General features: G+C 69.8%; 10 protein-coding genes. 5 read left to right on the top strand and 5 right to left on the bottom strand.

The window, feature by feature from the left end; genetic code table 11:
* Nucleotides 1-91 precede the first annotated feature (91 nt).
* Nucleotides 92-2599 carry a glycoside hydrolase family 3 protein gene (locus OG219_RS15405; protein WP_266826899.1) on the top strand — a complete coding sequence of 836 codons (2508 nt, stop codon included), beginning with the start codon at nt 92-94 and terminating at the stop codon, nt 2597-2599.
* A 74-nt stretch (nt 2600-2673) separates the two neighbouring features.
* On the opposite strand, the gene OG219_RS15400 is transcribed toward OG219_RS15405, so the two are convergent.
* The gene (locus OG219_RS15400; RefSeq protein WP_266826897.1) at nt 2674-3663 is read right to left on the bottom strand and encodes an aldose epimerase family protein; all 990 of its coding nucleotides are present in this window, start codon (nt 3661-3663) and stop codon (nt 2674-2676) included.
* A 59-nt stretch (nt 3664-3722) separates the two neighbouring features.
* On the bottom strand, nt 3723-4853 hold the full coding sequence (locus tag OG219_RS15395) for an XdhC family protein (RefSeq protein ID WP_266826895.1): 1131 nt from the start codon (nt 4851-4853) through the stop codon (nt 3723-3725).
* A gap of 242 nt (nt 4854-5095) precedes the next feature.
* On the opposite strand from OG219_RS15395, the gene OG219_RS15390 reads away from it, so the two are divergent.
* The 3 genes from OG219_RS15390 to OG219_RS15380 are packed head-to-tail and all read left to right on the top strand — an operon-like array spanning nt 5096 to nt 8833.
* Nucleotides 5096-5701, top strand: coding sequence for a (2Fe-2S)-binding protein (locus OG219_RS15390; RefSeq protein ID WP_266826893.1), 606 nt, complete (start codon nt 5096-5098; stop codon nt 5699-5701).
* A gap of 7 nt (nt 5702-5708) precedes the next feature.
* Complete coding sequence (locus OG219_RS15385) at nt 5709-6683, top strand: xanthine dehydrogenase family protein subunit M (RefSeq protein ID WP_266826891.1); 975 nt, start codon at nt 5709-5711, stop codon at nt 6681-6683.
* The gene (locus OG219_RS15380) at nt 6683-8833 is read left to right on the top strand and encodes a xanthine dehydrogenase family protein molybdopterin-binding subunit (protein ID WP_266826890.1); all 2151 of its coding nucleotides are present in this window, start codon (nt 6683-6685) and stop codon (nt 8831-8833) included. The genes OG219_RS15385 and OG219_RS15380 overlap by 1 nt, the downstream gene beginning before the upstream one ends.
* Nucleotides 8834-8900: 67 nt before the next feature.
* Here the strand turns inward: OG219_RS15380 and OG219_RS15375 are convergent, their stop codons facing one another.
* Complete coding sequence (locus OG219_RS15375; RefSeq protein ID WP_266826888.1) at nt 8901-9803, bottom strand: SGNH/GDSL hydrolase family protein; 903 nt, start codon at nt 9801-9803, stop codon at nt 8901-8903.
* 220 nt (nt 9804-10023) lie between these two features.
* Between OG219_RS15375 and OG219_RS15370 the strand changes: the two genes are divergently transcribed.
* Nucleotides 10024-10518: a DUF3145 domain-containing protein gene (locus tag OG219_RS15370; RefSeq protein ID WP_266826886.1), complete on the top strand. Its 495-nt coding sequence runs from the start codon at nt 10024-10026 to the stop codon at nt 10516-10518.
* Nucleotides 10519-10685: 167 nt separating this feature from the next.
* Here OG219_RS15370 and fabF read toward each other — a convergent pair whose 3' ends face one another.
* Complete coding sequence (gene fabF / locus OG219_RS15365; protein WP_266826884.1) at nt 10686-11957, bottom strand: beta-ketoacyl-ACP synthase II; 1272 nt, start codon at nt 11955-11957, stop codon at nt 10686-10688.
* Nucleotides 11958-12060: 103 nt separating this feature from the next.
* Complete coding sequence (locus OG219_RS15360; RefSeq protein ID WP_266463227.1) at nt 12061-12309, bottom strand: acyl carrier protein; 249 nt, start codon at nt 12307-12309, stop codon at nt 12061-12063.

Here is a 12309-nt window from a genome sequence, read left to right as displayed (position 1 = left end):
GAAAATAACGTCAAGATAACGAAACCTACCGCTCTACAGGTAACGGGTGCAGGATGAGGAGGTCCAAGGACTTCAACGAGGAGGTGCCGCCGTGGCGGAGACAGTGGAGAGCCGAGCCGGGAGCCGAGCCGAGAGCCAGGCCGGAAGCCAGGCCCGAAGCACGGCCGCAAACGCGACCCGAAGCACGGCCGACCAGGCCCGCGAGGCGGTCGTCGAGGCCGCGCTCGCCGAGCTCGGCATCGACGCGAAGGCGAAGCTGCTGGCCGGGCAGGACATGTGGTCGCTCCCCGCGCTCCCCGAGATCGGCCTGAAGTCCCTGGTCATGTCCGACGGCCCGATCGGTGTCCGCGGCGTCCACTGGACCGCCGACGACCCCTCCATCGCGCTCCCGTCCCCGACCGCGCTCGCCGCCACCTGGGACCCGGCCCTCGCCCGCCGCGCCGGCGCCCTCCTCGCCCAGGAGGCCCGCCGCAAGAACGTCCACGTGCTCCTCGCGCCCACCGTGAACCTGCACCGCTCCCCGCTCGGCGGCCGCCACTTCGAGGCGTACAGCGAGGACCCGTACCTGACCGGCGCGATCGGCAGCGGCTATGTGAACGGCGTCCAGTCCGGCGGCGTCGGCACCACCGTCAAGCACTTCGTCGCCAACGACGCCGAGACCGACCGCTTCACGGCGAACAACCTCGTCTCCGAACGCGCCCTGCGCGAGCTCTACTTGGCCCCCTTCGAGGCCATCGTCGAGAACGCCCACCCCTGGGGCATCATGACCGCCTACAACTCGGTCAACGGCACGACCATGACCGAGCACCGCTACCTCGTGAACGAGATCCTGCGCGGCGAATGGGGCTTCGACGGATTCAATGTCTCCGACTGGATGGCCGCCCGCTCCACGACCGGTGACATCGAGGGCGGCCTCGACGTCGCCATGCCCGGACCGAGGACGGTGTACGGCGAACCGCTCGCGCAAGCCGTACGCGACGGCCGCGTCGAGGAGTCGACGGTCGACGAGGCCGTACGCAACGTCCTGCGCCTCGCCGCCCGCGTGGGCATCCTGGACGGCGCCGAACCGGTCGTCACCGAGCCGCCCGCCGCCATCGACGGCGAGGCCCTGGCCCGAGAGATCGCCCGCCGTGCCTTCGTACTCGTGCGCAACCAAGGCGCCCTCCCGCTCAGGCCCGGCACGGTCGCCCTCATCGGCGCCGCCGCCCGCGACGCCCGAGTCCTCGGCGGCGGTTCCGCCACCGTCTTCCCCGCCCGGATCGTCTCGCCCCTCGACGGCCTCACCGCCGCCCTCCCCGAAGGCGGCCTGACGTACGCCGTCGGAGCCGACCCGAACGAGGAACTCGCCGTCGCGGACAAGGGGTTCGAGCTGCGAGCCGTCTGCCGCGACGCGGCCGGCGAGGTCATCGGCAGCGGCTCCGCGCCCAACGGCCAGATCCAGTGGATGGGCGACGACCTCCCGGCCGGCGTCACCCACGACACCCTCCACACCGTCGAGTTGACCGGCACGTTCACCCCGCGCGACAGCGGCCCGCACACCTTCGGCATCAAGGGCCTCGGCGGCTTCACGCTCACCGTCGACGGCACGACGTACTTCGACGACGTCCAGCGCACCGAGGAGGACGACCCGTTCCTGACCTTCTTCGGCGCCCCGGTGCCCCGCGCGCAGGCCGAACTGACCGCGGGTGAACCGGTGAACGTCTCCCTCACCCACGTCGTCACCCTCCCCGAGGGCATCCCCATGAAGGTGATCGGCTTCGCGCTCGCCCACCAGGAGCCGCAGCGCGACGCAGACGAACTGATCGCCGAGGCCGTGGAGGCGGCCCGCGCCGCCGACACCGCCGTCGTCGTGGTCGCCACCACCGACCGCGTCGAGTCCGAGGGCTTCGACCGCAAGGACCTCCGACTCCCCGGCCGCCAGGACGACTTGCTCCACGCCGTCGCCGCCGCCAACCCGAACACCGTCGTGGTCGTCAACTCCGGCTCCCCGGTGGAGCTGCCCTGGCGGGACGAGGTCGCGGCCGTTCTGCTGAGCTGGTTCCCCGGCCAGGAGGGCGGCGCCGCCCTCGCCGACGTCCTCACCGGCGCCCACGAGCCGGGCGGCCGCCTGCCCACCACCTGGGGATCCCTCGCGGCCGCCCCGGTCACCCAGGTCGTCCCGACCGAGGGCGAACTCGCCTACACCGAGGGCGTGTTCATCGGCTACCGCGCCTGGGACAAGGCCGGCGCCACCCCCTCGTACGCCTTCGGGCACGGCCTCGGCTACACCGACTGGACGTACGAGTCGATCGAGGTCGACGGCACCACCGCCAGGATCCGCGTCCGCAACTCCGGCGAGCGCGCAGGCCGCGAGGTCGTCCAGGTCTATCTGGCCCCGGCGGAGACCGACGCCGAGCGCCCCGCCCGCTGGCTCGCCGGTTTCGCCGGTGTCGAGGCCGGACCCGGCGAGAGCGTCGAGGCCGTCGTGGAACTGCCCGACCGCGCCTTCGAGATCTGGGACGAGACGGCGAAGGCGTGGGCATTTGTGAAGGGTTCGTACGAGATCCAGGCAGGACGTTCGATCGCGGACCGTCGCCTCGCTTCGACCATTACGGTCTGAGCCAGGACGAGCCGTCCTCCCGAGCAGCCCCGGTCCGGAACCTGACATCCGGGCCGGGGCTCGGGGGAGAACTCCTAGTCGCGCACCCCGAAGCCATAGACGGTCTCCGACCTGTACACCCCGCCCGGCCGCAGCTCGATCTTCGGGAAATCCGGACGGTTCGGGGAGTCGGGGAAGTGCTGTGTCTCCAGCGCGATGCCGTCGCCGGGTGCGAACGGCCCCGAGCCGTCCAGGTGGTCGGCGGTGTAGAGCTGGAGGCCGGGCTCGGTCGTCGCCACGGTCAGTACGCGCCCGGAGGCCGGATCGTGCAGCTCGGCCACCTCGACGGCCGTCCCGGTTAGCCCCTTGTCGAGCACGAAGTTGTGGTCGTACCCGGCGCCCACCTTGCGTGCCTCCCGGAAGTCGAAGCGCGTGCCGTGCACGCCCTCGAACTCCCCGGTGGGGATCAGATCCGCGTCCACCGGCGTCAACCGTGAGGCGGCGATGCGGAGTTCGTGCCCGCCCGCGCTGCCCGAACCGCCGCCGCCCAGATTCCAGTACGTGTGGTTCGTCAGGTTCACCACGGTCGGCGCGTCCGTGACCGCCTCGTACGCGATCCGCAGCGCGCCACCCTCGTCCAGTGTGTAGGTCGCCGAGACCTCCAGGCGCCCGGGGAAACCCTCTTCGCCGTGCGGAGCGACCCGCGACAGCCGGACTCCGTGCTCGACCGGCTCCGCGTCCCACACGCGCTTGTCGAAGCCGCGCTCGCCGCCGTGCAGGGAGTTGGTCCCGTTGTTCTGGGCCAGGTGGTAGGTCAGGCCGTCGAGCGGGAAGCGGCCGCCCGCGATCCGGTTCGCGTACCGGCCGACGAGCGCCCCGAAGTACGGCTCCGGATGCGCGAGATACCCCGCCAGGTCCGGGAAGCCCAGCACCACGTCCACGGCCCGCCCTCCCCGGTCCGGGACCTCGGCGGACTGCACGATCCCGCCGTACGTCAGGACCCGCACCCGCACGCCGGAACGCTCCAGCGTCCAGCGGTGGACCGGGGTGCCGTCGGGAAGAGTGCCGAAGAGTTCGTCGTACATGATCGAAAGCCTAGGCCAACCGGTCACGATCGAACGCCTTGCGCCGCGCTACGGCCTGGTCATGCCCGCATCGACAGAGGACGGGCGAGTGGGACACATGCTTCGGCGGCCTCCGCGTGCAGCGGCCCCGTGCCGGCACGAAGAGGTGTGGCCGGGCGGCCATGGCGTACCGCGACCACTTCGGCGGCGATGGACAAGGCGGTCTCCTCCGGGGTGAGTCCGCCCAGGTCGAGGCCGACGGGAGCCCGCAGACGCGCGAGTTGGCGCTCCGTCACACCCGCCGCGATCAGCGACCTGCTCCGTTCGGCGCACGTACGACGTGACCCGATGGCCCCCACATAGGCCAGCGGACGTCGAAGTGCTTCACACAACAGGGGGATATCGAACTTGGGGTCGTGCGACAGCGATACCACGACCGTGTCGCGATCGGTTTCCACATCACTGAGATGGCGCGCCGGCCGGTCGACGACGACTTCGTGGGCGTACGGGAACCGTTCAGGAATGGCGAATACCGCACGCGCGTCGCACACGGTCACGTGATATCCCAGAAATGCCCCGACCTGCGAGAGTGCGCGCGCGAAATCTACAGCCCCGTACAGCAGCATCCTGGGCGGCGCGGAGATCTCGTGGATAAAAAATGAGGTCTTCTCACCGGAGTCGTTCTTCATATTCAGAACGCCGGAATCTCCGACGGCCCGGCGACGCAGACATTCACGGTCCCACTCCTCGGCGCCGAGTGTGCCAATGATCGATTCCGGAGTGATGACCAGGGTCGAGCCGAGATGCTCGGGGTGGACACTGCCGACGGTCAGGGCGAGCGTGACCGCGGCCCCGCGGGCGAGTGACGCCAGGGCCGCCCCGAAGGCCTCGTCCGTGCCGGGGTCGACGCGCCGTACAAGGGCCTCCATGCTTCCCCCGCACAGGAGACCGGGCTCGAACAGGTCGTCCGACCCGCTGTCGAACCGCACCACCTGGGCGCGGCCGTCGGCCAGCACCTCACCTGCCAGCTCGTAGAGCGTGGCGTCCAGGCATCCGCCCGAGATCCCGCCGAGCGCTTCACCCTCCGGTCCTCGGACGAACATGGCGCCGGGGCGTTGCGGCGAACTTCCTTCCACCGCGGTCACCAGGGCGACGGCGAACGCCCTTTTTCCGTCGAACCAGCCAGTGAGAGCCGGGAGCAGATCACGCATATATTCCCTCCGTACTGAACACTATTGATGTACCAGACTCCGTCCGAGTACGTCCATGCGTCTCATCGAAGCTTCATAGTGCCTTCATATCGCAAATAGCGGCGTTTTCGCTGTTACGATAACCGGGCGCATTTCCTCGGCAGAGCTTTCCAGGAGGGAATGCCTGAGCGCGGCTGACCGAGCTCTCTCGAAGGGTTTGGTGAGTCGGTCCCATCGCTCTCGGATACCGGAAGGCATGGCATATGTCAGATACGTTCGACGAAGCATCCACCATCAATCGGCGCAGTTTTGTTGTGGCGTCCACGGCGGTCGTGAGTGTGCCCCTGCTGGGCACGGCGTTCACGTCCGACAGCGCGCAGGCGCAGACACCGTCCGCCGCCGTGCAGGAGTCAGAGGTCAGGCTGACGGTCAACGGCGAGCAGCGGTCGGCGTCCGTGGACACCAGGACCTCGCTGCTCGACCTCCTGCGCGAGCACCTGGACCTGCCCGGCACCAAGAAGGGCTGCGACCAGGGCGCCTGCGGAGCCTGCACGGTCCTGGTGAACGACCGCCGGGTGAACTCCTGCCTCACCCTCGCCGTCATGCACGACGGCGCGGAGGTCACCACGATCGAGGGGCTCGCCGACGGCGACGAACTGCACCCTCTCCAGCAGGCCTTCATCGACCACGACGGCCTCCAGTGCGGCTACTGCACGCCCGGTCAGATCCTCTCCGGGGTGGCCTGCATCGCGGAGGGACACACCAACTCCCCGGAGGAGATCCGCGAGTGGATGAGCGGCAACATCTGCCGCTGCGGCGCCTACACCAACATCGTCTCGGCCATCGAGCAGACCGCCAAAGAGAGGTGAGCTTGCCATGCATCCCTTTGCCTTCAGCAAGGCCGGCACCGAAAAAGCCGCGCTGACCGCCGGCGCCGCCGGCGGCCGGTACATCGCCGGCGGTACCACCCTCGTCGACCTGATGCGGGAGACCGTCGAACGCCCACCGCGCGTGGTGGACATCAACGGCCTTCCCTACAAGGACATCTCGGTGTCCTCCTCGGGAGTCCAGGTCGGTTCCCTGGTGCGGATGAGTGAACTCGCCGCACATCCGCGGGTGCGCTCCCTGTACCCCGTCGTCGCGCAGTCGCTGGAGCTGGGCGCCTCGGCGCAGCTCCGGAACATGGCGTCCATCGGCGGCAACATCATGCAGCGCCCGCGCTGTCCCTATTTCCGGGACGTCCACTCGGCCTGCAACCGGCGTACCCCCGGCACGGGGTGCGACGCCCGCGACGGCGACAACCGTATGCAGGCGATCCTGGGGACCAGCGAACAGTGCGTGGCCACCCACCCCTCGGACTTCTCCGTCGCGCTCGTGGCCCTCGACGCCGTCGTCCACGTGCGCGGCGTGGGCGGCGAACGGGCCATCCCCGTCCAGGAGTTCTTCCTGCGCCCCGGCAACACCCCGCAACGCGAGCAGAGCCTGAAGCCGGGGGAACTCATCACCTCCGTGGAGATCCCGGCCGGTCCGCACACACGGCGCTCCGGCTACCTCAAGGTGCGCGACCGCCAGTCCTACGAGTTCGCCCTCGCGTCGGCGGCCGTCGCGCTGGACATCAGGGGCGGCGTCATCCGCGGTGCCCGCGTGGCGGTCGGCGGAGTCGCGACCGTGCCGTGGCGGCTGCCGAAGGTGGAGCGCGCACTGGTCGGCAAACGCCCCGGCCGCAAGACCTGGACGGACGCGGCCTCCTTCGCCGCGGACGGCGCGACCGCGCTGTCCGAGAACGAGTTCAAGATCGCGCTCATCGAACGCACGGTGCGCCGACAGCTGATGACGATCGGAGGGCAGTGATGGCCGACACCGTTGTGGGGCAGGCGCTCTCCCGCGTCGACGCCCGGCTGAAAGTGACCGGCGCCGCAACCTACGCGGCCGAGCACCGGTTCGCGGGGCTGCTGTACGGCGTCATCGTCAACAGCACGGCAGCCCGAGGCACGGTGTCCGCGATCGACGCGGACGCGGCCCGCGCCCACCCCGGTGTGGTGCGCGTGCTGACCGACTTCAGCAGCCTGACGCTCGCCCACTCGGTGACCGAGCTGGTGTTCTACGGCCAGCCGATCGCCCTCGTCCTCGCCAACACCCTTGAGGCGGCGACGCATGGAGCGTCCCTCGTCGAAGCGACGTACAACCGGCAGGAGGTCATGACCGACTTCAACAGCTCCACGGCCACCTCCGTGACGGCCCCGTCGAACCCCGACTACAGCCGCGGAGACCCGGAGGGCGCCTTCAGGTCGGCACCCCACAAGGTGGATCTCGACTTCACCATCAGCCGGGAGAACCACAACCCCATCGAGCTGCCGTCGACCATCGCCCGCTGGGAGGGCGACCGGCTCACGCTCTGGGACAAGTCCCAGTGGGTCCAGGGCGCGGCCCGTACCGTCGCGGGCGCGCTCGGTATCCCGGTGGGCAACGTCCGGGTCCTCAGCGAGTTCGTCGGCGGCGGATTCGGCAGCGCCATCCGCGCCTACGACCACGTCACCCTGGCCGCCTTCGCCGCCCGCGAGGTCGGCAAACCCGTCAAGGTCGTCCTGACGAGGCGCCAGTTCTACTACGGCACCGGCTACCGCCCCGCCAGCCGCCAGCGCCTCGCCCTCGGGGCCAACGCCGCCGGACGCGTCGACGGTCTCCTCTACGAGGTACGCACCGAGACCTGCCGCTACGACGAGTACGAGGAGGGCATGACCGACCTGCCGAAGTTCCTCTACGGAGTCCCCAACACCAGCACCAAGTACCAGATCACCGCCATCGACGCCCAGTCACCGTCCTCGATGCGCGGACCAGGTGTCGTCACCAGCGCCTTCGCCCTGGAGACGGCCATGGACCAACTCGCGCACGATCTGCGCGTCGACCCCATCGAGCTGCGGCTGCGCAACGAACCCACCAGGGACGAGGTGACCAAGCTTCCGTTCTCCATCCGCAAGCTCCGCGAATGCTTCGAGACCGGGGCGCGCGGCTTCGGCTGGTCGCGGCGCGCCGCCACTCCGCGCAGCCGCACCGAGGGCGATCTGCTGATCGGCATGGGGATGGCCACCGCCTCGTACCACAACAACCGCCGCGACGTCGGCTCGCGCGCGCGGATCGACGCGGACGGGACGGCGACGGTTGCCACGGCCACCAGCGACATGGGCCCGGGCACCACCACGTCCGTCATGCAGGTGGCCGCCGACGCGCTCGGCCTGCCCGCCGGGAAAGTCACCTTCAGACTGGGCGACTCCACCTACCCCACCGCGCCCCCGCACGCGGGCGCCACCACCATGGCCAGCGTGGGATCCGCCACCTTCACCTCCTGCAACGCCCTGCGCAACAAGTTCATCGCCATGGCGGTCGCGGACACCGCCTCGCCCCTGCACGGCGCCGACCCCGCCCAAGTGACCGCCGCCGACGGCTACCTCCGGCTGGCCGACGACGACAGCACCAGGGACAGCTACCGCGAGATCCTGAGCCGAGCCGACCTGCCCAGCCTGGAAGCCACGGCCACCTGGGGGCCGGGCACCATCGACACCAGGATCTCCACCTACGGATACGGCGCCGTCTTCGCCGAGGTGTCGGTCGACCCGCTGCTCGGCCTCGTCCGCATCCGCCGTATCTTCGCGGCCTACGACGTGGGCCGCGTCATCAGCCCCAAGCTGGCCCACAGCCAGGCCATCGGAGGCATGGTCGGCGGCATCGGCATGGCCCTGCTGGAAGGCACCTACACGGACCACCGCGACGGCCGGATCGTCAACGCGAGCCTGGCCGACTACCTGGTCCCGGTCAACGCCGACGTTCCCGAACTCGACGCCACCTTCATCAACACCGAGGACCCTCAGGCGGACCCCATCGGCGTCAAGGGGCTGGGCGAGATCACCATCGTCGGCGTCCCGGCGGCCATCGGCAACGCGGTCTTCAACGCCACCGGCAAACGCCTCACCGACCTCCCCATCCTCCTGGAGGCCCTGCTCTGAGAACTCCCGCGCCGACGTGACGTCCCTCCGGCCGACGGCGACCGGAGGGACGTCACGTCAGCGCGCGTCAGGCCACCGGCTTCTTCGCCGTCACCACGCGATAGGCCATCTCCGCGAGCTGCGCCTGGCCGTTCTTGCTCGGATGGAACCAGTCCCAGTGGCTCAACTGATCAGTCCCGAAGCGGTAGTCGAAGACCGCGCCACCGTCGAAACGGCAGTACTTGTCCTTGGCGCAGACCTCTTCCAGCACCTTGTTGTACGCCTCCACCCGGTCCTGCACCGTGTCACGCCGCAGCGTCGCCGCCGCGTTGAGGGAGTCCGCGTTCTCCAGCATCGAAGGGCAGATGCCCAGCTTCCAGACCTGCTTGCCCATCGGATTGCTGCGGCCCTCGGACCAGAGGCGCTTCAGGTCCGGCACGCTCGACACGTACACCTGGGTCTTGGGCAGCGCACCGCGCAGCGTGCCCAACGCGTCCTCGAAGTCGGCCTGGAACTCGGCGACGGACGTCATCGCCGAGACGGACGAGCGGCAGGCGTCGTTGGCCCCCGCCATCACCGCCACCAACTCCGGCTTCTCCGCGGCGGCCTGAGCCATCTGCCCGGGCAGGTCCGCCATCCGCGCCCCGGTCACTGCGTAGTTCCAACTGCGCTCGGCAGCCCCGGCCGTCCCCAGCAGCCGTACGGCGAGACTGTTGACCTCCGTGTCGCTGCCGGTCGCCCAGGACGCCTCGGGGCAGTCGGACAGCACGGTGCACGCGTCGAAGCCGCGCGTGATGGAGTCGCCGACCGCGGCCACGGACTTCGGGCTGCGGTCCCAGGCCGGCGTGGGCTTCGGGGACGGCCGCACCTTCGCCTCGGTGCCCTGTGGCGCCGGGGAGTTGCCACCGGTGGCGTCGCACCCGGCGACACCCAGCAGGGCCGCCGCCGCAACGGCGAGGACTGCCCGTGAACGGTGGCTACGCTTCCGCATCCCCTGGTCCCCTCGTTCGTTGTGCAGGGTCGGTCGCCACCCGGGCAGACACGGTCGGTCAGCACCGCGTCCCCTTGGGTGAAACCTCAATATTTCTGGGCGCTTGGACCGACGGTACGTCACACTCCTTGCACCGCCGCACGGTAGCCTCGCCACGTGGCCGCCCCGCCACTGCCGTTCCGCTAAGTTACAAGATGCGTCGCTCTGTCCGGAGGCCCCAGTGACGACACGTGGAGTTCTCTACGTGCACTCCGCGCCCCGCGCGCTGTGCCCGCACGTCGAGTGGGCGGTCGCCGGAGTGCTCGGCACGCGCGTCAACCTCGACTGGATCCGGCAGCCCGCCTCGCCGGGCACCTGGAGATCAGAGTTCTCCTGGAAGGGCGAGGTCTCCGCCGCCTCCAAACTCGCCTCCGCGCTGCGCGGCTGGCAGATGCTCCGCTTCGAGGTCACCGCCGAGCCCTGCCCCACGGCCGAGGGCGAGCGCTACAGCTGCACCCCCGAACTGGGCATCTACCACGCCGTCACCGGAATCCACGGCGACATCCTCATCCCCGAGGACCGCCTCCGCGCCGCCCTCCTCCGCTCCCAACGAGGCGAGACAGACCTCGAAGCCGAACTCGCCAAGCTCCTGGGCAAACCGTGGGACGACGAGCTGGAACCCTTCAGGTACGCGGGCGAGGGCGCCCCGGTCCGCTGGCTCCACCAGGTCGTCTGACGGTAACGGCCCCGCACTTCTGACACGCGCCTGCAGGAGAGCGCCCTTTAGGGGCGCGGGGAACTGCGCGACAAGCCCCCACCGGCGGGCAGCCGACAAACAACATGTGGCCCGAACCCTCCGAGGGGTTCGGGCCACACGCCGGTTCAGTACAGCTACGTCAGAAATCAGACCGTCCGGAACGCCAACACCACGTTGTGCCCACCAAACCCGAACGAGTCGTTCAGCGCAGCGATCCGCCCCTCGACAGGCAGCTTCCGCGCCTCACCCCGCACGATGTCCGCGTTGGCCGCAGCCTCAGGGTCGAGGTTCTCCACGTTGATGGTCGGCGGCGCCACCCGGTGGTACAGGGCGAGGACCGACGCGACCGACTCCACGCCGCCCGCACCACCGAGCAGGTGACCGGTCATCGACTTGGTGGCGGACACCGCCATGTGATCGGCGTCGTCGCCGAACACCTTGCGCAGCGCCTTCAGCTCGGCCACGTCACCGGCCGGCGTCGAGGTCGCGTGCGCGTTCACGTGCACGATCTCGGCCGGGTCCAGGTCGGTGTTGTCGAGCAGGTTCTGCAGCGCGTGGGCGATACCGCGGCCCTCGGGCTCCGGCTGCACGATGTCGTGGCCGTCGGCGGAGATGCCCTGGCCGACCGCCTCGGCGTAGACGCGGGCACCGCGCTTGGCGGCGTGCTCGGCCGACTCCAGGACGAGGACGCCGGCGCCCTCACCGAGGACGAAGCCGTCGCGCGCGACGTCGTAGGGGCGCGAGGCACCCTGCGGGTCGTCGTTGTTCTTGGACATCGCCATCATGTTGCCGAAAGCGGCGATGGGCAGCGGGTGGATGGCCGCCTCCGTACCACCGGCGACGACGACGTCGGCGCGCCCGGTGCGGATCATCTCGATCGCGTAGCCGATGGCCTCGGCGCCCGACGCGCAGGCGGAGACCGGGGTGTGCACACCGGCACGGGCACCGACGAGCAGACCGACGTTGGCGGACGGGCCGTTCGGCATCAGCATCGGCACGGTGTGCGGGGAGACGCGGCGTACGCCCTTCTCCTTCAGCACGTCGTACTGGTCGAGGAGGGTGGTCACGCCGCCGATGCCGGAGGCGATGACGGTGCCGAGCCGGTCGGGGTCGACGCTGTCGTCCTCCCCTGCCCGGTCGGTGTAACCGGCGTCCGCCCAGGCCTCCTTGGCCGCGATCAGCGCGAACTGCGCCGAGCGGTCCAGGCGGCGGGCCTGCGGACGGGGGATGACCTCGCCGGGCTCCACGGCGATCTGTGCCGCGATACGGACCGCCTGCTCGGCGGCCCAGTCCTGCTCCAGGGCGCGGACGCCGGAACGTCCGGCGACCAGGCCCTCCCAGGTAGAGGCTGCGTCGCCACCCAGCGGTGTGGTTGCGCCGATACCGGTGACGACCACGGTGCGATTGGTCGGGCTCACGGGAATTCTTTCTCCAACGGATACGAGGATTCAGCGGCGCCACCGCCGGGTGGCGGGGCAGTCAGCCCAGGGATCGGGCGGTCAGCCCAAGTTGATCGGGAGATCAGCCCTGGTTCTTGAGGATGTAGCTCGTCGCGTCGCCGACGGTCTTGAGGTTCTTGACGTCGTCGTCCGGGATCTTGACGTCGAAGCGCTCTTCGGCGGCGACGACGACCTCGACCATGGACAGCGAGTCGACGTCCAGGTCGTCGGTGAAGGACTTGTCCAGCTGGACGTCCTCGGTGGGGATCCCGGCGATCTCGTTCACGATCTCGGCGAGACCTTCGACGATCTCTTCCTGAGTGGCGGCCAT

The sequence above is a fragment of the Streptomyces sp. NBC_00038 genome (assembly GCF_026343635.1).
GTDB lineage: Bacteria > Actinomycetota > Actinomycetes > Streptomycetales > Streptomycetaceae > Streptomyces.
This window is presented reverse-complemented; position numbering and strand designations above follow the sequence as displayed.